Source organism: Devosia sp., assembly GCF_017307495.1.
Lineage (GTDB): Bacteria > Pseudomonadota > Alphaproteobacteria > Rhizobiales > Devosiaceae > Devosia_A.
In genome coordinates this window covers 84,425-104,721 of record NZ_JAFKHE010000019.1, presented here as the reverse complement: position 1 = coordinate 104,721, position 20,297 = coordinate 84,425, and the positions used below count along the sequence as shown (strand labels likewise).

Below are 20,297 nucleotides of genomic sequence, written 5' to 3'. Positions count from 1 at the left end.
CCCGGCATCCCTTGCTATGAGGCACCATCCGCTCGCCGGATGGGGCCCATAGCTCAATGGTTAGAGCCGAGTGCTCATAACACTCTGGTTCCAGGTTCGAGTCCTGGTGGGCCCACCATTTCCATGCGTCGGGAAGTTTCTTCACAGCGCATGTCGATTGCGCCGTCGGCCGCTCGTTGTGTCCTCGAAACGGTGCCAATCTCGGTCACCCGACAGCGAGGACAACATTGATGCGCAAGGTCACTGCAGGCTTCTTCCACTCCGTCGACGGCGTCATCGAGGCGCCGAACCTCTGGCAGTTCGACGCCTTCGACGACGAACTGGGGGCGCTGCTGGGCGAATCCATGTCGAAGATCGACACCGTCCTGATGGGCCGCATTGGCTGGCAGGAATGGGCGGGCTACTGGCCGACCGCCAGCGCCGACGCCGATTTCGGCGCCTTCATCAACAACATGCCGAAATACGTGGCTTCGCATACGCTGCGGCAGGATCAGCTTGCCTGGCAGAACTCGACCCTGATCGCCAGCGACCTTCTCGATTTCGTGCGCGACCTCAAGTCGAAGCCGGGCGGCGAGATCGCCGTCATGGGCGGGGTGTCGCTGGCGCGCCAGCTGTTCTTCGCCGGCCTGCTTGAAGAACTGACCCTCATCACTCACCCGGTGGTGGCCGGCAGGGGCAAGCGCATGTTCGAGCCCACCGACCCGGTCACCCGCCTCGAGCTCAAGAAGAGCTTCTCGACCAGCAAGGGCAACGTGATCTCGGTCTATGGCTTGAAGCCCGCGTGAACGGAAGGCCCGCGCATCGGCTGATGCGCGGGCCTCCGTAATCAGTGCCGTCCGGGCTAGAAGCTGAACTTCAGACCGGCGAGAACGGTGCTGACGGGAATGCTCAGACCGTAGTCGCCCGAGCCTTTGTAGTTGCTCTTGTCGAACGTGTCCTGGAAGCGGTACTCGGCCACGGCCGTGATGTTATCGGTCAGCTTGGCGCCAACGCCGGCGATGACCTGGAAGCCGAAGCTGCCGTAGTCGGCCGCGTCGCTGGACCAGTCTTCCTTGCCCCAGACGTAGCCCAGACCCACGCCGCCGTAGACGCTGAAGGTGTCGTTCAGCGCGACCGTGTACTTGGCGTTGGCCATCAGGCTGAGCGTCGAGTACGTGTTGACATCGTCGTGCGCGTAGTCGCGAGACGAGTAGAGAAGGTCGGCCTCGATCGACAGGCCGTCAACGACGACCACACCGGCCGTGGCTGCAATGCTGTAGCCAAAATCGGTGTCATCGTGGCCGTCATCCTGCCCGTCCTCGAAGTAGTTGACCGGCAGGTCCTGCACCACGCCGCCAAGCAGCTGGAAGTAGATGCCGCTGTTGACGAAGCTGGTGTCGACTGCCCCCGGTGCCGCTTCGACCATGAGGTCGGCAGCCTGAGCCCCAACGGCTCCTGCCAGCAGGACGGCGCTGGCCAAAAAAATAGAACGCATAGTTAGTTCCTGGACGCGAAAGCCCCCCGCGTCGCAGCGCTGATGCCACGGCAATCGTGAAAATACTGTAGCGGCGGCGCAACGCAGGGCGGATTACCGAACAGATTCAATGCGGCGCTGCAAAGAAAAGGGGCCCGCACGCCATGCGCACGGGCCCCGAAGCCGTAGTTGTGACCCGATCAGCCGGCAGCCGTGTAGGCCGTCTTCACCTGCGTGAAGAACTCGGCGGCATACTTGCCCTGCTCCTTGGGGCCGTAGCTGGAGCCCTTGCGGCCGCCGAACGGCACGTGGAAATCGACGCCGGCCGTCGGCACGTTCACCATCACCATGCCGGCCTCGGCATTGCGCTTGAAGTGCGTCGCGTACTTGAGCGAGGTGGTGACGATGCCGGCGGAGAGCCCGAACTCGGTGTCGTTGGCGATCTCCAGTGCTTCTTCGTAGTTCTTGACGCGGATCACCGCCGCCACCGGCCCGAAGATCTCCTCGCGGGCAATGCGCATGTTGTTGTGCACTTCGGTGAACAGCGCCGGCTGCAGGTAGAAGCCCTCGGTCTCGCGATTGAGCCGCTGCCCGCCGACGCGGAGCTTGGCGCCTTCCTTCTGGCCGATGTCGATATAGTCCATGTCCTGCTTGAGCTGGCCGGCGTCGACCACCGGGCCGATCTCGGTCTCCTTGCTCAGCGCGTCGCCGACGCGCAGGTTCTTGGTGCGCTCGCACAGCGCATCGACGAAGGCGTCGTGGATGCCCTCGGTCACGATCACGCGCGAGGTCGCGGTGCAGCGCTGGCCGGTCGAGAAGAACGCCGACTGCGCCACCGATTCCACCGCCACCTTGAGGTCGGCGTCGTCGAGCACGATGGTCGGGTTCTTGCCCCCCATCTCGAGCTGGAACTTGCGCATCACCTTGACGCTGGCCTCGGCGACGCGGCGGCCGGTATTGACCGAGCCGGTGAAGGTCATCGCTGCGATGTCCTTAGAGTCGAGCATGGTCTGGCCGACCACCGAGCCCTTGCCCATGACGAGGTTCAGCACCCCCTTGGGCAGGCCGGCGCGCTGCAGGATGTCGACGATCGCCCAGGTGCAGCCCGGCACGAGGTCGGCCGGCTTGATCACCACGGTGTTGCCGTAGCAGAGCGCCGGCGCCATCTTCCAGGCCGGAATGGCGATCGGGAAGTTCCACGGCGTGATGATGCCGACGACGCCGATCGGCTCGCGCGTCATCTCGACGCCGACGCCCGGGCGCACCGACGGCACGCTCTCGCCCGACAGGCGCAGCGCCTCGCCGGCGAAGAACTCGAAGATCTGGCCGGCGCGGGTCACCTCGCCGATGCCTTCGGCCAGGGTCTTGCCCTCCTCGCGGCTCAGCAACTCGCCGAGCTCCTGCTTGCGCGCGAAGATCTCGTGCGCCGTCTTGGACAGGATTTCCCAGCGCTGCAGGATGCCGGAACGCGACCAGGCCGGGAAGGCGGCCTTGGCCGCCGCGATGGCGTTCAGCGTGTCTTCGACGCTGGCGCGGGCGTAGACGCCGACGACTTCGCTGGTGTTGGACGGGTTGATGTTGTCCACGCCGTCGCCGCCGACCCACTCGCCGTTGATGAGGTTATGGTGCAGTTCGGTCATCGGAGGTTCCTTCATGTGATGGCGTGTATTTGCACAGCCGGCGTCCTGTTCTCAAGCACGCCCGACAAAAGTGTGACTTTTGTCCCGCCTAGAGCAGCCCCGCCCTGGCGAGGTCGCGCAGCAGGTGGCTTGCCCCGTAGGTCCACGGCGCCGCCTCGGTGGCGAGCCGCACCGTGTTGCTGAGCGTGCCGAGCGAGGGCGTCGAGATCGACACCACGTCGCCGGTCTTGTGGGTGAAGCCCTTGCCGGCGCCGCCGCGATCCTTCACCGGCGCGAACATGGTGCCCAGGTAGAGCACGAATCCGTCCGGGTACTGGTGATGGCGGCCGATCGCCGACGACACCAGCGCCTCGGGCGAGCGCGAGATCTGGCTCATGTTGGAAACGCCGGTCAGCTCGAACCCATCCTCGCCGGTGACGTTGAGCGCGATATCGGCCTGCTTGACCGTCTCGAGGGTGAACGTGCCGTCAAACAGGCGGATGAACGGCCCGAGCGAGGCCGAGGCATTGTTGTCCTTGGCCTTGCCGAGCAAGAGCGCCGAGCGCCCCTCGACGTCGCGCAGGTTCACGTCGTTGCCCAGCGTGGCGCCAACGATAGTACCGCGCGAGTTGACCACCATCGCCACTTCCGGCTCCGGATTGTTCCACTCCGAGATCGGCAGGATGCCGACATCGGCGCCATACCCCACCGACGCCATCGGCTGGCACTTGGTGAAGATCTCGGCATCTGGACCGATGCCGACCTCGAGGTATTGGCTCCATACGCCGCGCGCGATCAGCGTCTCCTTGACCTTCATGGCGGTCTCGGAGCCGGGAACGAGCTGGCTGAGATCGGTGCCGATCAGTCCCAGGATGTCCTTGCGCAACGCCTCCGACCTGGCCTTGTCGCCGCGCGCCTGCTCCTCGATCACGCGCTCGAGCAGGGAGACGACGAAGGTCACGCCGGCCGCCTTCACCGCCTGCAGGTCGATCGGCGACAGCAGCGACGGCTCGGCCGGGTTGGTCTTGCCCGACCACGAATTGGCGAGCAGCCGATCAAGGCTGCCGACGACCGGGCCCATGGTCGTTCCGACATAGTCCGCCGGGTCGTCCATCTCGGCGATATCGCGCGCCGTCGGCGCGGTCCTCGAGGTGATGTCGATCACGTCCCCGTCGCGCACGGTCACGAGGCGCGGGTGGTCGTGACCCGGCACCCGGGCTCTTCCCAGCAGAATCCCTTCGGACGGAACGATCGGATTGGCCACGGCATCCCCCTGGTTCTTGCGGCCGCTACCTAACCCGTCGCTCCAAACCCTGTCCAGCCGGGGTCGAGGTACGTGCCTCGAACTTTCGTTCCATTTCGTCCCAAGGAACCGGCTGCAGGCGGCGTCTCACCTGACGAAGCGGCGTTCAATTCCCATTCAGCTATGCCGCACTAACACCCGATTGGCCGGGCATGTTCGCCCCGTCGAAGGCCACCAACAGGAGAGACGCATGCGTCCGTTCACCGCCGCAATCATCCCCTTCATGCTCGCGACTGCGCTCAGCGCCGCCCCCGTGCTTGCCCAGGAGAGCCCGATGAATGGCACCATCTCGATCAGCGGCCTCGGCGAGGTCACGGCCACGCCCGATACCGCCTTCATCAATTCGGGGGTCACCACCCAGGGCGCCACGGCGCGCGAGGCGCTCGACGCCAACACCAAGGCCATGGCCGACCTGCTCGACACGCTGAAGGCCGCCGGCATCGAGGCCCGCGACATCCAGACCTCCGGCTTCTCGGTGAACCCGAACTACGTCTATTCCGATGCCCGCGACGCCAACGGCTACCAGCTGCCGCCCAAGATCACCGGCTACCAGGTGTTCAACAACGTGAGCGTGCGCGTCCGTGACCTCGCCAGCCTCGGCGGCGTGCTCGACAAGGCGGTCAACGTCGGCGCCAACACCATCAACGGCATCAGCTTCTCGGTCGCCGACCCCAGCAAGCTCTACGACGAGGCCCGCAAGGAAGCGTTCGCCGACGCCCGGGAAAAGGCCGAGCTGTACGCCGGCGCCGCCGGCGAGAAGCTCGGCACCATCCGCAACATCGCCGAAAGCCAGGGCTACACCCAGCCCCAGCCCTACATGATGAAGGCGGCCGCCGATGCAGCCCCCTCGGCCGTGCCGATCGCCAGCGGCGAGTTGAGCTTCCAGATCAACGTGCAGGTCACCTGGGACCTGGCGCACTAAGCTGCCGAGCAGTGTCGCCCCCTCCCCCTTGAGGGGAGGGGCTGGGGGCGGGGGTCTATCGATGATCGCCGCGCCACCCCCACCTCGATCCCTCCCCTCAAAGGGGAGGGAGGCAGATCGCGAGGTCCGCCCTACCCCGCCAGCACCTTCCAGAGCATGTTCAGGCCGACGAAGGCGAGGAAGGCGGCGAACGCCAGCTTCAGCGTCCGCTGCTGCAGCCGGTGCGCCAACGCCGCGCCGAACGGGGCGCACAGCGCGGCCGTCACCCCGATCAGCACCAGCGCCGGCAGGCTGATATAGCCCAGGCTCAGCGGCGGCCGGTCGGCGACGCTCCAGCCCGATACGATGAAGCCCAGCGTGCCCGACAGCGCGATGAATACGCCGATGGCCGCGCCCGTCCCCACCGCCTTGTGCATGCTGGCGCCGAAGGCGTGGAGCGTTGGCACGCTGAGCGAGCCACCGCCGACGCCCATCAGCGCCGAGACGTAGCCGACCACCGCCGCCGAGATCCGGTGCGTCAGCGGCGAGCCGCCGAGATGGCCCATCAACCGCTCCTGGAACGGCAGCAGGATGTTGGCCGCGATGAACAGGGCCATGACGCCGAACACGATACGCAGCACGTTGCCGGAATAGAGGCCCGCCATCAGCCCGCCCAGCAGGGTCGCAGCGACGATCACCGGCGCCCACAGCTTTAGCACCTCCCGATCCACCGCGCCCCGCCTGTCGTGGGCCCGCGCGCTGGCGATGCCGGTCGGGATGATGATGGCCAGCGAGGTGCCGACCGCCACGTGCTGCACCACGTCTCCGTCATAGCCCATCAGTTGCAGGCTGGTGGCGAGCGCCGGCACGATGATGGCGCCGCCGCCGATGCCGAGCAGCCCGGCAGCAATGCCGGAGATGATCCCCGTCGCGAGCAGCCCCGCGACGAACGGCCAGTAGGTAACGATTAGGTCCACGACGCTCTTCCTCGATGCCACAGAGCAATGCCATGGCGCGCGTGGCGCCCCAAGCCCGATGCCGCCGGTTTCGTCCAGCGGGGCGCAATTGCCGGTCCCCGGCCGCCGACGAGCAGCCAGGGGGTCGCACTCGTGCCACGATTGCCACATCCTGTCGGCGCGTCGGGAACCGGGATTCGCTTGAGGAGTTTGGGTATCCGACGGGGGTATGTCGACAACTGCGGAAGGCCTGCCGGCGCCGTTCAGGTCCGGTTCAGCAGCACAGCGTCACTTCACGAAACAATTGACTCCAAAAAAAGGACAAGACCCATGCGCATTCGAAACTGGCTCCTCACCGGCACCAGTCTCGCCGTTCTCGCATTGGTGCCCAGCGCCGCGTTCGCGCAGCAGGCCGAATACCAGGCCCTGCAGGACGCCCAGGCGTCCGGCGACGCCGACGCCATCGCCAATGCCGAGCAGGCTTTGAAGGAAGCCTGCATCGTGAACGGCTATGCCAGCGTCGAGGAATGCATTGCGGCAATCACCGGCGGCAAGCCCGCCGCTGCCCCCCCGGCCGATGACAAGGCCGCTGCGGACAAGGCTGCCGCCGACGCGCAGGCCGCTGCAGACGCCAAGGCTGCAGCCGACGCGCAGGCTGCCGCAGATGCCAAGGCTGCCGCCGACGCACAGGCTGCCGCAGATGCCAAGGCTGCCGCAGACGCACAGGCTGCCGCAGACGCCAAGGCTGCCGCCGACGCGCAGGCCGCCGCAGACGCCAAGGCTGCCGCCGACGCGCAGGCCGCTGCGGACGCCAAGGCTGCCGCCGACGCCAAGGCCGCTGCCGACGCGCAAGCCGCGACCGATGCACAGGCCCAGTTCGTGGCCGAGCTCCAGGCTGCCGTGAACGACTACCAGGCCGCCCTGAACCTCGCTGCCACCGACTATGCCGCCGCCAAGGCCAAGGCCGACGCTGCCGCCGCAAAGATCGAGCAGCTCTGCCTCGCCAACGGCTACCCGGACGTGAAGTCGTGCATCGGCCAGGATCTTCCGCCGCTCCCGGCCCCTCCGGCAGCTGAGCAGCCCGCACCCGCCGAGCAGCCCGCACCGACCGAGCAGCCGGCCCCGGCCGAGCAGCCCGCTCCCGCCGAACAGCCCGCTCCGGCGGAACAGCCCGCTGCCGCGCAGCAGCCGGCGCCCGCCGCCGAACAGCCGACGGAGGCTGGTCCCGCCGATCAGCCGGCGGACGCCAACGCTGCCAATCCGGAGCAGGCGGCGCTCGACCAGCTCAACACGGCCGTCGAACTGTACAACGTCGGTATCGGCCAGTTGCAGAACGGCGATCCCGCCGGCCAGTCGACCATCGACGCAGCCAACAAGCAGTTCGCCGACCTGTGCGCCGTGCTCGGCGTGAATGACGTTGCCCAGTGCCTGGCGCAGAACAACATCACCCTGCCCCCGGTGCCGGAGCTTGCCGCTCCCGCGCAGCCGGCACCGCCGCCGATCGCCGACCTGCCGGGTGCCAACGTGGACGTGACGCCGCAGGCCCTGGAAGTGCTGCCGGAAACGGTGAAGCCCGAGCAGGCGGCCCCCGTGCTGGACAGCTCCAAGGACGTGACCACCGAGTCCGCTGCTGGTCAGCCGGCGGCCGAACAGCCGGCCGCCCCAGCCGAGCCCGCGGCGCCGCCGCCGGCCAGCGACAAGGCGGCGCAAGCCGACATCGCGGTTGCTCCCGTGCAGGACATCGCCAAGGTCCAGGGCGAGCAGATCCAGGCCAATGCGCTGCCCCCGATCGAGGTGCCGCAGAACGTCACCATCATCAACAATGTGACGAACGTGACCAACGTCACCAATGTCACCAACACCACCACCACGGTGAACAACACCACCAACAACAACACGACGAACAACAATGGTGGCAAGCCGGGCGGCAACGGTCCGGCCACCCCCCCGCCGGGTGGCAACAACTATACGAACTCGGGCTTCATCTTCCAGGTTGGCATCAACCTGGTGATCTCGAACCCGGGTCAGGACTTCGACCGCATCCGCGACGGCGACGCCGACCAGGTCTACTACGAGCGCCTGTCCAACGGCCGCGTGAAGGAGACCATCGAACGCCCGAACGGCGTGCAGATCGTCACCATCCGTGATCGCTGGGGCAACGTGCTGCGCCGTTCGCGCATCATGCCGGACGGTCGCGAGTACATCCTGGCCTCGTATGACGAGCGCAACTACAACGACGCCGACTACTTCACCAACTGGCGTGACCCGGGCGACGACCTGCCGCCGCTGCGTCTCACCATCCCGATCCGCGACTACGTGCTCGACGCTGACTATGCCGACGAGGCCGACGTCGAGGACTTCTTCGGCGAGCCCCCGGTGGAGCGCGTCCGCAAGATCTACACGATCGAGGACGTGAAGCGTTCGGCCCGCCTGCGCGACTCCGTCCGCCGCGTCGAAGTGGGCAGCCTCACCTTCGACACCGGTGCGGCGACCATCTCGCGCAGCCAGGTCGGGGCCCTCAGCAAGGTGGCAAACGCCATGCTGAAGCTGCTCGACAAGAACCCGGGCGAGGTCTTCCTCATCGAAGGCCATACCGACGCCGTCGGCAGCGACCAGTCCAACCTGATCCTGTCCGATGCCCGCGCCGCGACCGTCGCCCGCATCCTCACCGACTTCTACGACGTGCCGCCGGAGAACCTGGTTACCCAGGGCTATGGCGAGCGCTACCTGAAGGTGAAGACGCAGGCTGCCGAGCCGCTCAACCGCCGTGTGGTGCTGAAGCGCATCACCCCGCTGGTGACCCTGGCCAACAACTAGGCGCGCCGCATCCGCAAACGATCAGGGGCCGGGATCATTCCCGGCCCTTTCTGTTTGCCCTGCGGCACACCATCCACTTGCGTGGCCGCATGTTTCCTCTATGCCTTGCGGTCCGACAACCAGCGGAGCCAGCATGCCCAAGCGTCTCGAACTGATCATCGAGGGAGTGATCCTTGCCTCCCGCTGGGTCCTGGTCCTGTTCTACCTCGGCCTCGCCGTGGCGCTGGCGGTGTACGCCGCCACGTTCGGCGTCAAGCTGTGGGACTTCATCAGCCACGTCTTCGACATCGGGGAAGCCGATGCGATCCTCAAGATGCTCGGCCTGATCGACGCCGCGCTCGTTGCGAGCCTCGTGGTGATGGTGATCATCTCGGGCTACGAGAACTACGTCTCGCGCTTCGACGACGAGAACTCGGTGCACTGGCTCGGCGAGATCGATGCCGGTTCGCTCAAGATCAAGGTAGCCTCGACGATCGTGGCCATCTCCTCGATCCACCTGCTGCAGATCTTCCTCAACGTGAACACCCAGACCACCGAGCACCTGATGTGGTACACGCTGATCCACCTCGCCTTCGTGGTGTCGGCGCTGTTCCTCGCCTACATCGACCGGGTGTCGGCGCAGACCAAGACCATCGGCAAGGGCCCCAAGGCGGTCAAACCGACAAAATCGTCGGAAAGTCCCGCGGACAACGACAGACTTTCTTCATCGCCGGCACAGTGAGATTGCCATCAGCCTCAGGTATTTGCGGCGGCTGGCTGAGTCGGGATCGCAAATGATCCGGCGTCCGGGAACGTTTCCCGCGGCTACCGCGTTCTTGCGGCCATACGGTACTCAAACAAAGGAGCTTGACCATGGCTGTCCCCGAACGCGATACCGTCTATACGACCGATGACGGGCTTAAGCGCACGTCCACGACCTACACCCGTGAATCGAGCGCAACCGGCTGGTTCGTCGGCATCATCGTGGCACTGGCCCTTCTGGCGATCGGCTATCTGGTCTTCTCGGCCAACTCCGGTCCGTCCACCACTTCGACCACTGTGAACAACACTCCGGCGATTGAAGCCCCTGCGACGACGACGCAGCCGGCGACCCCGATGACACAGGCGCCGGCGACCGGCACTGAAGCGACCCCGATGGCTCCGTCGACCAGCACGGCTCCGGCCGCGCCGGCTGACAACACTGCCCCGGCCACCACCCCGGCCCCGGCGGCTCCCGCCACCACCGCTCCGGCGGCTCCGGCGACGACGCCGGCGCAGTAACCCAGGCATCGCAAGACCAACAATAGCGGACGGGTACCCGTCCGGCCTCGGCCCTCCCTCCGAGGCGACCTTAAGGTCCCGGCACCCGCCGGGACCTTTTTTGCCTTGGCGACCCCGGCTGACCACGCGGCGCGCCGCTGCGCACTGCGCCGACGTGTCATCCTTGCGTCGCGGCGGCGCCGTACCTAATTGCGAGGGACGAGATAACCGGGAGTGCGCCATGTTCAACATCGACGGCATCATCAAGGCCCTGCAGACCGACCCCAACGCCCAGCGGACCGCGATGACCGGGGCGGCAGGCCTCGCCGCCGGCATGCTCCTCTCGGGCGGCGGGCTCGGCAAGCTGGTCGGCAATGTGGCCAAGGTTGGCGCCGTGGCCGCGGTTGGCGGCCTCGCCTATTCGGCCTGGCAGCAGTATCAGAAGGAGCAGCAGTCGGGTGCCGCGGCCTCGTCCCAGGATGCCTTCGTGCCGCCGCCCCAGGCCGCCTACCAGCAGGAGGAACTGGGCAAGACCCTCGTCCGCGCCATGATCGCCGCCGCCAAGGCCGACGGCCAGATCGACGCCGAGGAAAAGGAACGCATCTTTGCCAGGCTCGAGACGATGCCGCTTTCGGCCGAGGAGAAGGCCTTCGTCTTCGACGAACTGGCGAGCCCGCTCAACATCGACGCCGTCGTCGCCCGCGCCGACACCCCGGAGCATGCATCAGAGATCTACGCCGCCTCGCTGGTCGCGATGAAGCCGGATACGGCCACCGAGCGCAGCTACCTCGAAGCGCTCGCCTTCAAGCTGAAGCTGCCGCAGGCACTGGTGGATGAGATTCACCGCCAGGCCGGAGCGCCTGCTCCCTCTTCGAGCACCGCGCGGCCGGTTGCCGACGCCTACGTGCCTGGCAGCAACGTTTGAGTTACAGGGCTGTGCGTTCTTGCTTCGGCCCGAATGCACGGCCATGTAGGGCGCAATACATGAGGTGCGCGCCATGCAGATCGGTCTTTACTCCTTCGCCGAGAACACCCCCGACCAGTTGAACGGCGGCAGGCTGCAGTCCCCCGCCGAGCGGCTTCGCGACCTGCTCGAGGAGATCAAGCTCGCCGACGAAGTCGGGCTCGATTTCTATGGCCTTGGCGAACACCACCGCCCGGACTATGTCGCCTCGGCGCCGGTCACCATCCTTGCGGCGGCGGCCGCGGTGACCAAGCGCATCCGCCTCTCCACCGCCGTCACCGTGCTGAGCTCGGACGACCCGATCCGCGTCTACCAGCAGTTCTCCACCCTCGACCTGCTGTCGAACGGCCGCGCCGAGATCATGGCCGGTCGCGGCTCGTTCATCGAAAGCTTCCCCCTGTTCGGCTACGAGCTCGACCACTACGACGCGCTGTTCGAGGAAAAGCTCGCCGAGCTGCTCGAGATCCGCAAGGGCGGCAAGGTCAACTGGCCCGGCTCCGAGCACACCAAGCCGATCCCCGGCATCGCCATCTATCCCAAGCCGATCCAGGATCCGCTGCCGCTCTGGATTGCCGTCGGCGGCACCCCCAATTCCGTCGCTCGCGCCGCCTACTACGGGCTGCCCTTGATGATCGCCATCATCGGCGGCAATCCCGAAGCCTTCCAGCAGTTCACCCAGCTCTACCGGATGACGGCCGAGAAGGTCGGCCACGACGTGAGCAAGCTGCCCATCGGCATCTCCTCGCACGGCTTCATCGCCGAAAATTCCCAGGACGCGCTCGATATCGCGTTTCCGGCCCACCACGAAGCCATGAGCCGCATCGGCCGCGAGCGTGGCTGGCCCCCCGGCACCCGCGCCCAGTTCGAGGCGGGCGCCAGCCCTTCGGGCGCCTACTTCATGGGATCGCCGCAACAGGTCATCGACAAGATCCTGATGCAGCACGAGTGGTTCAAGCATGATCGCTTCGGCCTGCAGCTGAGCGTCGGCACCCTGCCCCATGACAAGGTGATGAAGGCGATCGAGCTGTTCGGAACCGTGGTGAAGCCGGCCGTGAACAAGGCGCTGGGAGGCTAGGCCAGCCCGAGCACGGCGTCGCTGGCCGCCGGGCGGTATTTGTCCTTGGGCGGCCACGGCCGTTCCCGCCAGTCCGGCTCGAACACGAAGCTCGATCGCGTTCGATCCGGCAGCAATGCGCCGTTCCCTGCCCCGCGCGCATAGTCGTAGTAGACCTTCACCACTTCCTCGGCGCTGACCTGTTGCGCCGCCTCGTGGGCGAGGCAGGCCTCGCGCCAGCGCCGCACCCGGTCATAGTCGGCACCCGGGGGCAGTTCGAAGCCCTCGTAGTAGTCGAGGAAGGCGAAGCGCACGAACATCGGCGTGAAGACCGCCTCCGCCAGCCCGAAGCGGTCGAACAGATAGGTCCCGTCCGGATTCCGCCATTCGAGATAGTCGTTGAGCCGGCGAAACTGCGCCAGCATCGCATCGCGCATGGCATCGCGCCTGGCCTCGTCCTGGTTCATCACCATGCGATAGCCCGCGCCGGTGAAATCGCCTTCCATGGCGATCATCATGTTCTCGACGGCACGCTCATAGGGCAAGGTGCGCGCCACCGCCGGTCCGGCGATCGCCTCGTCGAGGTAGCGCAGCAGCACCAGGCTCTCCTTGAGCACGCCATTGCCGGTATCCATGATCGGCAGTGCCGTGCTGCCCCGGCTCAGTTCCAGCAGCCAGGCTTCGCGCGGCCTGGTGATGTCCACCTTGGAAAAGCGCACGGCGGCGCGCTGCCCCTTCAGCGCCAGCAGGATCTCGAGCCGCTGCGAGAACGGGCAGACGGGGATATGATAGACAATCGGGGTCGTCACGGTAGTCTCCGGAACCGTCGGGCCCGCCCTGCTGTCGCGTGACAGGCGGCGGGCAACTACTTCCCGCTGCGCTTCAGGGTCTTGATCTGGAGCGGAGGCACACCGGACTTCTCGGCGATGGCGAGGTCCTGGTCCATGATGAACGTCTTTGCCGGCTCGTCCCCGTCGAGGCCGCCAAGCAGGTCTGCGGGCACCTTGCGGTTGGAGCGTTGGCTGTCGTCTTCATAGATCACGTCGAACAGCACGAATTCGCTGCGGGCGGTGGGTTTCTTGGCCATGTCTGTCTCCATTCGCCCCGGAGGCGAGGATTGCCGGCGCCAGGCCGGAGAATGTTGCGGATTGTCGGCGCCGATCAGCGGTAGATCGCGTCGCCCTGCTCGTCGATGATCTGCCGGCCCTTGGCCAGCGAGAAGCTCACGACGTCTTCCTTGGACGAGAAGCGGTCGGCGCGGACGAACTTGTAGCTCTTGAGCTCGCCGCCGATGTCCTTCTCGATGGTTCCGGCCAGCTGGTACTCGCTGCCGACCGTCATGGTGATCGCCTTGATCGTGTGGCCCTTGTAGCTTTCCTCGCCGACCACCGCCGGCTCGATCGACTTCGAGGCCGCCCCGCCACCACCGAACAGGTTCTTCCAGAACGACATTTCGAGGCTCCTCGTCCGTCATGCCAACCGATCTGGCTTTAGGACGCCCCGGCGCCTTTGTCCACGGTTAGCGTCGCCTGACCGGTTGACGGATCACCGTCTTGAGCTTCTCCGGCGCTGTCCGTCCGGGGTCGCTGATGTAGATCTCATGATGATGGCCGTTCTCCACGAGGCCGTTGGCCGGCAGGAACTCGCCATGCAGCTTCGCGATGGTCGGCGCCTCGGCGCTGTACGGCCCGACATGCATGGTCTGGACGCTCAGCCCCTCGTCGAACGCCTCCAGCCGCAGGCTCGGCGGCGGCGCGCCGAGCTTGCCCTTGGCCTTGTCGAGCGCCTTGGCGAACATCGCCGCGTCGATCCAGTCCGGCTGCATGATCATCGCCGTCCACAGCCAGTCGTCCTTGTTTCCGGAGCCGAAGCTGGACATGTCCTCGGCCCACCACAGCCCTTCGAGCGGCGCCACGCCATAGTCGCGCCCGTCGGACTTCGAGGTGAACTTCAGCGTGTAGCTCATCGTGTAGAGCCACTGCACCGCCGTGCCATACTCCACGGCGGTGTTCGGATCGCCCTTGCCATCCACCTTGATGAAGTTGAGCCTGGGAACCTCGACCACCACGAACTGACCGACCGGCGGCTGCCAGTAGGGCTTCATCGTCTTCTTGAAGTCGAGCTTGTCCATCATCTTGCCTCACCGCGATTTTCGCGCCAAGGCTAGGGTAACGGCGGCAAACGCGCTTGATTTACATCATCGTGCTATGCACCGACGCGGCCATGACGCTCGCCGAAACCGTGGACTACTCTGCTGCCGCCGGAACCGTGAGGGCATGCATGGCGGCGAGTTCCATGTGAAGGTTCGTCGGGTCTAGTTGCAGACCACTCGGCCATGTCGGAACGCCACGGCTGAGAAACGCTCGGCTGAACATCGCCTCGTCGCGAATTGGCTCGATGACCTCGCCGCCCGCGGCCAGTATGTCAGCAAAATCACGAATGCCCTCTTCGCCATTGGAGAACCGCAGCCATAGCCGATGCCCCTCAAGCGCCTTGAGTTTCAGAACACTCACGTACTCAATCATCTTCATCGGCTCCAGGGACGGAGAAGAAGGACTTCATCATCCTACCCCGCTCCCAGTTGGCGAGCAATTCTGCCCTGTGAGCCTGTGCCCAGTCCCTCACGAGCCGGCGCGCCGTTTTCGGCAAGCTGCCCTCAATCACTTCGCCGCTGGCTATGGCCACACTAGCTTCGAAGCCCTGATACAGCACGTGGAAATGAGGCGGGGCGTGATCGCGCCAGAACATCTGATCACCATGCCGAAGAAGATGGAAATCGTCGGCATGGCGCCCTGATCCTGTTCCGTCAGTTGTCGAGGAAGCTCCTCAGCTTCCGACTCCGGCTCGGGTGCTTGAGCTTGCGCAGTGCCTTGGCCTCGATCTGGCGGATACGCTCGCGCGTCACGCTGAACTGCTGGCCCACCTCTTCGAGGGTGTGGTCAGTGTTCATGCCGATGCCGAAGCGCATGCGCAGCACGCGTTCCTCGCGCGGCGTCAGCGACGCCAGCACGCGGGTCGTGGTCTCGCGCAGGTTCGACTGGATCGCCGCATCGATCGGCTGGATGGCGTTCACGTCCGGGATGAAATCGCCGAGGTTCGAATCTTCCTCGTCGCCGATCGGCGTCTCGAGGCTGATCGGCTCCTTGGCGATCTTCAGCACCTTGCGCACCTTGTCGAGCGGCATCTGCAGCTTTTCGCTGAGCTCTTCCGGCGTCGGCTCGCGGCCGATCTCGTGCAGCATCTGGCGCGAGGTGCGGACGATCTTGTTGATCGTCTCGATCATGTGCACCGGGATACGGATGGTGCGGGCCTGGTCGGCGATCGAGCGGGTGATCGCCTGCCGGATCCACCACGTGGCGTAGGTCGAGAACTTGTAGCCGCGACGGTACTCGAACTTGTCCACGGCCTTCATCAGGCCGATATTGCCTTCCTGGATGAGATCGAGGAACTGCAGGCCGCGGTTCGTGTACTTCTTGGCGATCGAGATCACGAGGCGAAGGTTGGCTTCCACCATCTCCTTCTTGGCGATGGCAGCCTCGCGCTCGCCCTTTTGCACCTTGTGCACGATGCGGCGGTACTCGGCGATGTCGAGGCCCGTCTCGGTGGCAAGCGTGGTGATCTCGCCGCGGATTTCGTTGATGGTGTCGACTTCCCGCTTGGCGAACTCGGTCCAGCCCTTGCTGCCCAGTTCCGAGATCGTGCCGACCCAGTCCTGGTCCAGCTCGCTGCCGTAGTGCGCCTTGAGGAAGTCCTCGCGCTTCACGCCATAGCTTTCGGCGAGGCGCAGCAGGCGGCCTTCCAGGCGCACCAGGCGCTTGTTGATGTCGTACAGCTGCTCGACGAGGCTCTCGATGCGGCCCTGGTTGAGGCTCAGCGACTTCACGTCGGTGATGACTTCGGCGCGCAGGCCCTCGAGCTTCTTGAGGTCGGACGCGCTGGCCGGCGCGGCGCCGGCGAGGCGATCCTCGGTGTGCTGGTCCTGCAGCTTGCGCATCTTGCCATAGGCCTCGGCGATGCGGTCGAACGTCGCCACCACCTGGGGCTTGAGTTCGGCTTCCATGGCCGAGAGCGACAGCGAGTTCTCGAAGTCGTCGTCCTCTTCCTCGACCGGATCCTGCGGCGCCTCGGGCTCCTCGGGCACGTAGTCGTCCTCGTCGTCGCCCGCGGCCTTGCGCGGCGCCGGCTTCGCCTTGGCGGCAGGCTTTGACTCCTCGCGCTTGTCGGCGGGGCGCTCGATCTCGGACGGCATCACCGGGGCTTCGCGCTTGGCGTCGGGGCCCGCATAGGTGGCCTCGAGGTCGATGATGTCGCGCAGCAGGATTTCGGCGTTGGCCAGCTGGTCGCGCCAGATGATGATGGCCTGGAAGGTCAGCGGGCTCTCGCACAGGCCCTCGATCATGGTCTCGCGACCGGCCTCGATGCGCTTGGCGATGGCGATTTCGCCCTCGCGGCTGAGCAATTCGACCGAGCCCATCTCGCGCAGGTACATGCGCACCGGATCATCGGTCCGGTCGCTGCCTTCGCGGGTATTGGACTTGGAGGCGACCGCGGTGCCGGTGCGCTCGGCGATCTCGGAGGACTCTTCCTCGGCCGTATCCGGCTCGGCTTCCTCGACCTCGTCCTCGTCGACGACATTGATGCCCATGTCGGAGAACATCGCCATGATGTCCTCGATCTGCTCGGAGGTGACTTCCTCCGAGGGCAGCACGGCGTTTAGCTCTTCATAGGTGACGTAACCGCGCTTCTTGGCGGTCTTGATCAGCTTCTTGACCGCGGCATCGGATAGGTCGAGCAGCGGGCTATCGGGAGTCTCTGGCGCGCCGGTTTCCGGCTTCTCTACGTCTTTGGGCTTCGTCTGTGTCGCTGCCTTGGTGGCCATCTAGCTTGCTGCTCCGGGTGCCCGCCTGGTCGGGCGCCGATAAGTCGTTAAGTGGTCACGGCTTGAGACATCGTAAAGGGAAAGGGTGGCGCGACGTTTTCCGATATGCCGTCACTTGTCCGTCATCAGCACTGATTCGCCCAAATGCGAATTCGCGCGTACCCGCCGCCTCGTCAAAAGCTGCGTGTCGCGCGACCTGATAACGAACCAAACCCTTCGATCAATGCCTCTGTGCCATCGACGGTGGTGATCTGGTTCTGGATGTCCCGCAGCCGCTCAAATGTTTCTTCGCTCGGGTCTTCGCCCAGCGCCAATTCGGCTGCTTTCAAGGCCTTATTTAGCTCAACCGATTTGTAATGCAAGGCCAGCGCATGCCTTAATCCGATCTCCGCGTCCGGATCGGCGATCTCCGCTGCGCTCTGCCAAACCCCCTGTCGCGCCAGCAAATCATGCATTTTCTCGATCGCCTCGCCGAATCCGCGCGCGCCCAGCGCCGCCTTCAGCTCCGCTGCAGAAATCTCGTGATTGCGCGTCACCAGGTCGAGCATGGCCCCCAGCAGGTTCCGCGAGGCCGGCGAGGAGAGCTCCAGCGAGGCAAGTGATTCGAGCCGGCTGTCGGCCAGCGCCGGGTGGTTCACCAGCGTCATCAGGATGGCAGCCTCGCGCGGCGTCGCGTCGACACCCCTGCCCGGCTTCAGCAGGCGCGAATTCCTCAGCGTGTCCGAAACCACCACGCGCGGACTGCCCCTGCCCCCCGGCTGAGGGTTCGAGCGCGCGCCATATTGGCCGCCACGGCCGCCACCGCGCGGACTGTCGCGCCGCCCCTCCCAGCGCTGCTGCCGCACCGGCGCGAAGAAGGCCTGCAGCTTCTCGTCGAAGGCCTGCATGTAGTGGCGCTTGACGCTGGGCTCGGCAATCGCGTTGGCGCGCGCCTTGAGCCGCGCTTCCAGCGCCGCCCGCGCCTCGGGCGTCTCGGGCACGATGCCGCCGGTCTCGATGCTCCAGATCACGTCGCTGAGCGAGCGCGCCCGGTCGATGACGTCGGCGAAAGCACCTCGGCCTTCTGCCTTGATCAGGTCGTCGGGGTCCTGCCCCTCGGGCAGGGTCGCGATCTTCACCGTCCGCCCCGGCTGCAGGTGCGGCAGCACCAGCTCGGTCACCCGCGCCGCTGCGCGCTGCCCGGCGCTGTCGCCATCGAAGCAGAGGATCGGCTGCTCGCTCATCCGCCACAGCAGTTGCAGGTGATCCTCGGTCAGCGCCGTCCCCATCGGCGCCACCGTGCCCTCGAACCCGGCCATCACCGCGGCGATCACGTCGAGATAGCCCTCGACCACGATCACCGCCTTGCCCGCCCGTGCCGCCTCGCGCGCCGTCTGGCCGTTGTAGAGGTTGAGCCGCTTCTTGAAGAGCTCGGTCTCGGGCGAGTTGAGGTACTTGGCCGGCACGTCGGGGCTCAGCGCGCGCCCGCCGAAGGCGATCACCTTGCCGCGGAAGTCGCTGATCGGGAACATCACACGGTTGCGGAACCGGTCGTAAGGCAGCGGCGAATCCTCGCGCACCACCACGAGGCCGGCGTCCACCATTTCCTGGGCCGAGACGCCGTTCGCGGCCAGGTGCTCCTTCAGCCCGTTCGCGCTGTCGGGCGCGTAGCCGATCCGGAACCGGGTCTGCGCCGCCGCGCTCACCCCGCGGTCGTGCAGGTAGCCCCGCGCCCGCGCCCCGATATTGTGGCTGAGCGCCGCCTCGAAATACTGGGTCGCGATCTCCATCACGTCGTAGAGCGTGCGCCGCGCTTCCTGGCGCTGCTCCTCGCGTTCGTCGCGCGCCGGCATCGGCAGGCCGGCCATTCCGGCCAGCTTTTCCACGGCCTCCGGAAAGCTCATCCCGGCCTTTTCGGTCAGGAAGCGGAAGTGATCGCCCGACACCCCGCAGCCGAAGCAATGGTAGATGCCGCGCCGGTCGTCGGCATGAAAGCTCGGGCTTTTTTCGCCATGGAACGGGCAGCACGCCCAGAAGTCCCCCCGCCCCGGCTGGCTCTTGCGCTTGTCCCAGATGACGTGCTCGCCCACCACCTGCGAAATCGGCAGGCGCTGCCGGATTTCATCTAGGAAGCCGTCGGAGAAGCGCATGGCTGATACCTAGGTCGGCGGCATGGCAAAGTCATCCCGCCCGTGACTTATCCCCGCTGATACCAGCCATGCTAGCTTGCCACCACTTCTTCGACGCGAGGTGCCGACGGGGCATCGCGGAGAAGGTTCGGGCTAGTGGGGAGCCGTCCCTGCTAGGGTTCTTCGGTTCCTGCATCGCTTCGTGGTGCCGGAGGGCCAAAAGACCGATCGCAATGGGCGGGGCGAGAGTCCCAACCTTGTACAGTTCGGCGGACGACCGCCACCGGGACGAAGTCCCGCCCATGCCGCCTCCTCGGAGGCGGCACAGACTGAGCAGGAACCCGATGGCTGTGGCCAGTCGGGGGCTTTCCCGCGCCTAGGCGGCGCCCTTGGCCGACTGGTACATCCGCCAGGCCAGCCCGAACAGCCCGATGGCGAAGATGATCGCCAGCACCCCACCCAGAACGACGAACACCCAGGCCGCGGTCAGCGGGAAGAACAGCAGCGCGATCCCGAAGATCACGTAGGCGATGCCCGACAGCAGCACCGGCCAGATCCGCGCGTAGTGCTCGCGCTCGCGCACGATCACCCAGATCTCCATCACCCCCACGAAGATCGACTGGAACGCCACGAGATAGACGAGGAACGTCGTCGTCAGCACGGTCGCGATGAGCGGAGAGATAAGGATCAGCACACCGGTGATGATGGCGAGCGCGTTGCGCACCACGTCGAACCAGAAATTGCCGGTCCTGGCGCCGCCAAAGGTCAGGCTCCACAGGCCCAGGATGCCGTCGACCAGCAGCAGCGCACCACCGAACAGCACCAGTACCACCAGCGCCTGGGCCGGAAAGATCACCGCATATATGCCGGCGAGCAGCATCAGCAGCCCCCGCAGGCCCGTGATCCACGCCCACCGCTTCCTGACATCGCTCGAAATAGCCATCGGTCCGCCTCCAATGTTCGTTGCTGCACCGGAGGCTAGCGCATTTTCGGTGCTGGTGAAG

Annotated in this window: 20 protein-coding genes and 1 tRNA gene; 8 read left to right on the top strand and 13 right to left on the bottom strand. The window is 65.9% G+C overall.

From position 1 onward, the window contains the following. Positions 1-42 precede the first annotated feature (42 nt). Together J0I99_RS12235 and J0I99_RS12230 are read left to right on the top strand one after the other, a co-directional pair. A tRNA-Ile gene (locus J0I99_RS12235) sits at positions 43-118 on the top strand. A gap of 112 nt (positions 119-230) precedes the next feature. After that, positions 231-785, top strand: coding sequence for a dihydrofolate reductase family protein (locus J0I99_RS12230; protein WP_291397893.1), 555 nt, complete (start codon positions 231-233; stop codon positions 783-785). Between the two features lie 56 nt (positions 786-841). On the opposite strand, the gene J0I99_RS12225 is transcribed toward J0I99_RS12230, so the two are convergent. The 3 genes from J0I99_RS12225 to J0I99_RS12215 form a co-directional block, all read right to left on the bottom strand. Next, entirely contained in the window at positions 842-1,474 is a 633-nt protein-coding gene (locus J0I99_RS12225) for an outer membrane beta-barrel protein (protein ID WP_291397891.1), read from the bottom strand. A 179-nt stretch (positions 1,475-1,653) separates the two neighbouring features. Next, on the bottom strand, positions 1,654-3,093 hold the full coding sequence (locus J0I99_RS12220) for an aldehyde dehydrogenase family protein (RefSeq protein WP_291391426.1): 1,440 nt from the start codon (positions 3,091-3,093) through the stop codon (positions 1,654-1,656). Positions 3,094-3,181: 88 nt separating this feature from the next. After that, entirely contained in the window at positions 3,182-4,336 is a 1,155-nt protein-coding gene (locus tag J0I99_RS12215; protein WP_291397890.1) for a fumarylacetoacetate hydrolase family protein, read from the bottom strand. 229 nt (positions 4,337-4,565) lie between these two features. Here J0I99_RS12215 and J0I99_RS12210 point away from each other — a divergent pair, with 229 nt between their 5' ends. Continuing rightward, entirely contained in the window at positions 4,566-5,297 is a 732-nt protein-coding gene (locus J0I99_RS12210) for an SIMPL domain-containing protein (RefSeq protein ID WP_291397888.1), read from the top strand. A 131-nt stretch (positions 5,298-5,428) separates the two neighbouring features. On the opposite strand, the gene J0I99_RS12205 is transcribed toward J0I99_RS12210, so the two are convergent. Then, positions 5,429-6,253 (bottom strand): sulfite exporter TauE/SafE family protein, encoded by an 825-nt coding sequence (locus J0I99_RS12205; RefSeq protein ID WP_291391423.1) that lies wholly within the window; start codon positions 6,251-6,253, stop codon positions 5,429-5,431. A 309-nt stretch (positions 6,254-6,562) separates the two neighbouring features. Between J0I99_RS12205 and J0I99_RS12200 the strand changes: the two genes are divergently transcribed. The 5 genes from J0I99_RS12200 (at position 6,563) to J0I99_RS12180 (ending at position 12,327) form a co-directional block, all read left to right on the top strand. Next, positions 6,563-9,049, top strand: coding sequence for an OmpA family protein (locus J0I99_RS12200; protein ID WP_291397887.1), 2,487 nt, complete (start codon positions 6,563-6,565; stop codon positions 9,047-9,049). 133 nt (positions 9,050-9,182) lie between these two features. Further along, complete coding sequence (locus J0I99_RS12195; protein WP_291397886.1) at positions 9,183-9,770, top strand: TIGR00645 family protein; 588 nt, start codon at positions 9,183-9,185, stop codon at positions 9,768-9,770. A gap of 131 nt (positions 9,771-9,901) precedes the next feature. Further along, positions 9,902-10,309, top strand: coding sequence for a hypothetical protein (locus J0I99_RS12190; protein WP_291397885.1), 408 nt, complete (start codon positions 9,902-9,904; stop codon positions 10,307-10,309). Positions 10,310-10,529: 220 nt separating this feature from the next. Beyond that, positions 10,530-11,213, top strand: a complete 684-nt coding sequence (locus J0I99_RS12185) for a tellurite resistance TerB family protein (protein WP_291397883.1) — start codon at positions 10,530-10,532, stop codon at positions 11,211-11,213. Between the two features lie 73 nt (positions 11,214-11,286). Next, positions 11,287-12,327: an LLM class flavin-dependent oxidoreductase gene (locus J0I99_RS12180; RefSeq protein WP_291391418.1), complete on the top strand. Its 1,041-nt coding sequence runs from the start codon at positions 11,287-11,289 to the stop codon at positions 12,325-12,327. Here the strand turns inward: J0I99_RS12180 and J0I99_RS12175 are convergent. The 9 genes from J0I99_RS12175 to J0I99_RS12135 all read right to left on the bottom strand — a co-directional run bounded on the left by J0I99_RS12175 (position 12,324) and on the right by J0I99_RS12135 (position 20,236). Continuing rightward, on the bottom strand, positions 12,324-13,115 hold the full coding sequence (locus J0I99_RS12175; protein WP_291397881.1) for a glutathione S-transferase family protein: 792 nt from the start codon (positions 13,113-13,115) through the stop codon (positions 12,324-12,326). The two genes, J0I99_RS12180 and J0I99_RS12175, sit on opposite strands and share 4 nt — an antisense overlap. A gap of 56 nt (positions 13,116-13,171) precedes the next feature. Then, positions 13,172-13,393 (bottom strand): hypothetical protein, encoded by a 222-nt coding sequence (locus J0I99_RS12170; RefSeq protein ID WP_291392438.1) that lies wholly within the window; start codon positions 13,391-13,393, stop codon positions 13,172-13,174. 74 nt (positions 13,394-13,467) lie between these two features. Beyond that, complete coding sequence (locus J0I99_RS12165; RefSeq protein WP_291392437.1) at positions 13,468-13,758, bottom strand: HlyU family transcriptional regulator; 291 nt, start codon at positions 13,756-13,758, stop codon at positions 13,468-13,470. Positions 13,759-13,825: 67 nt separating this feature from the next. After that, on the bottom strand, positions 13,826-14,440 hold the full coding sequence (locus tag J0I99_RS12160) for a GyrI-like domain-containing protein (protein WP_291397879.1): 615 nt from the start codon (positions 14,438-14,440) through the stop codon (positions 13,826-13,828). Positions 14,441-14,552: 112 nt separating this feature from the next. Then, positions 14,553-14,837: a DUF2442 domain-containing protein gene (locus J0I99_RS12155; protein ID WP_291397877.1), complete on the bottom strand. Its 285-nt coding sequence runs from the start codon at positions 14,835-14,837 to the stop codon at positions 14,553-14,555. Beyond that, positions 14,824-15,054, bottom strand: a complete 231-nt coding sequence (locus J0I99_RS12150) for a DUF4160 domain-containing protein (protein WP_291397875.1) — start codon at positions 15,052-15,054, stop codon at positions 14,824-14,826. The genes J0I99_RS12155 and J0I99_RS12150 overlap by 14 nt, the downstream gene beginning before the upstream one ends. Positions 15,055-15,112: 58 nt before the next feature. Continuing rightward, positions 15,113-17,185 carry an RNA polymerase sigma factor RpoD gene (gene rpoD / locus J0I99_RS12145; RefSeq protein ID WP_291397874.1) on the bottom strand — a complete coding sequence of 691 codons (2,073 nt, stop codon included), beginning with the start codon at positions 17,183-17,185 and terminating at the stop codon, positions 15,113-15,115. Positions 17,186-17,358: 173 nt separating this feature from the next. Next, positions 17,359-19,314: a DNA primase gene (gene dnaG / locus J0I99_RS12140; protein ID WP_291397873.1), complete on the bottom strand. Its 1,956-nt coding sequence runs from the start codon at positions 19,312-19,314 to the stop codon at positions 17,359-17,361. A gap of 355 nt (positions 19,315-19,669) precedes the next feature. Beyond that, positions 19,670-20,236, bottom strand: a complete 567-nt coding sequence (locus tag J0I99_RS12135) for an HdeD family acid-resistance protein (RefSeq protein ID WP_291397872.1) — start codon at positions 20,234-20,236, stop codon at positions 19,670-19,672. Positions 20,237-20,297 lie beyond the last annotated feature (61 nt).

Bases quoted from the DNA above. Each gene is read 5' to 3' on its own strand.
- J0I99_RS12155 (WP_291397877.1), bottom strand. From the start codon at position 14,837: ATGAAGATGATTGAGTACGTGAGTGTTCTGAAACTCAAGGCGCTTGAG.
- J0I99_RS12160 (WP_291397879.1), bottom strand. From the start codon at position 14,440: ATGATGGACAAGCTCGACTTCAAGAAGACGATGAAGCCCTACTGGCAG.
- rpoD (WP_291397874.1), bottom strand. From the start codon at position 17,185: ATGGCCACCAAGGCAGCGACACAGACGAAGCCCAAAGACGTAGAGAAG.
- J0I99_RS12165 (WP_291392437.1), bottom strand. From the start codon at position 13,758: ATGTCGTTCTGGAAGAACCTGTTCGGTGGTGGCGGGGCGGCCTCGAAG.
- J0I99_RS12195 (WP_291397886.1), top strand. From the start codon at position 9,183: ATGCCCAAGCGTCTCGAACTGATCATCGAGGGAGTGATCCTTGCCTCC.
- J0I99_RS12210 (WP_291397888.1), top strand. From the start codon at position 4,566: ATGCGTCCGTTCACCGCCGCAATCATCCCCTTCATGCTCGCGACTGCG.
- J0I99_RS12150 (WP_291397875.1), bottom strand. From the start codon at position 15,054: ATGTTCTGGCGCGATCACGCCCCGCCTCATTTCCACGTGCTGTATCAG.
- J0I99_RS12135 (WP_291397872.1), bottom strand. From the start codon at position 20,236: ATGGCTATTTCGAGCGATGTCAGGAAGCGGTGGGCGTGGATCACGGGC.
- J0I99_RS12185 (WP_291397883.1), top strand. From the start codon at position 10,530: ATGTTCAACATCGACGGCATCATCAAGGCCCTGCAGACCGACCCCAAC.
- J0I99_RS12190 (WP_291397885.1), top strand. From the start codon at position 9,902: ATGGCTGTCCCCGAACGCGATACCGTCTATACGACCGATGACGGGCTT.
- J0I99_RS12225 (WP_291397891.1), bottom strand. From the start codon at position 1,474: ATGCGTTCTATTTTTTTGGCCAGCGCCGTCCTGCTGGCAGGAGCCGTT.
- dnaG (WP_291397873.1), bottom strand. From the start codon at position 19,314: ATGCGCTTCTCCGACGGCTTCCTAGATGAAATCCGGCAGCGCCTGCCG.
- J0I99_RS12170 (WP_291392438.1), bottom strand. From the start codon at position 13,393: ATGGCCAAGAAACCCACCGCCCGCAGCGAATTCGTGCTGTTCGACGTG.
- J0I99_RS12220 (WP_291391426.1), bottom strand. From the start codon at position 3,093: ATGACCGAACTGCACCATAACCTCATCAACGGCGAGTGGGTCGGCGGC.
- J0I99_RS12200 (WP_291397887.1), top strand. From the start codon at position 6,563: ATGCGCATTCGAAACTGGCTCCTCACCGGCACCAGTCTCGCCGTTCTC.
- J0I99_RS12230 (WP_291397893.1), top strand. From the start codon at position 231: ATGCGCAAGGTCACTGCAGGCTTCTTCCACTCCGTCGACGGCGTCATC.
- J0I99_RS12180 (WP_291391418.1), top strand. From the start codon at position 11,287: ATGCAGATCGGTCTTTACTCCTTCGCCGAGAACACCCCCGACCAGTTG.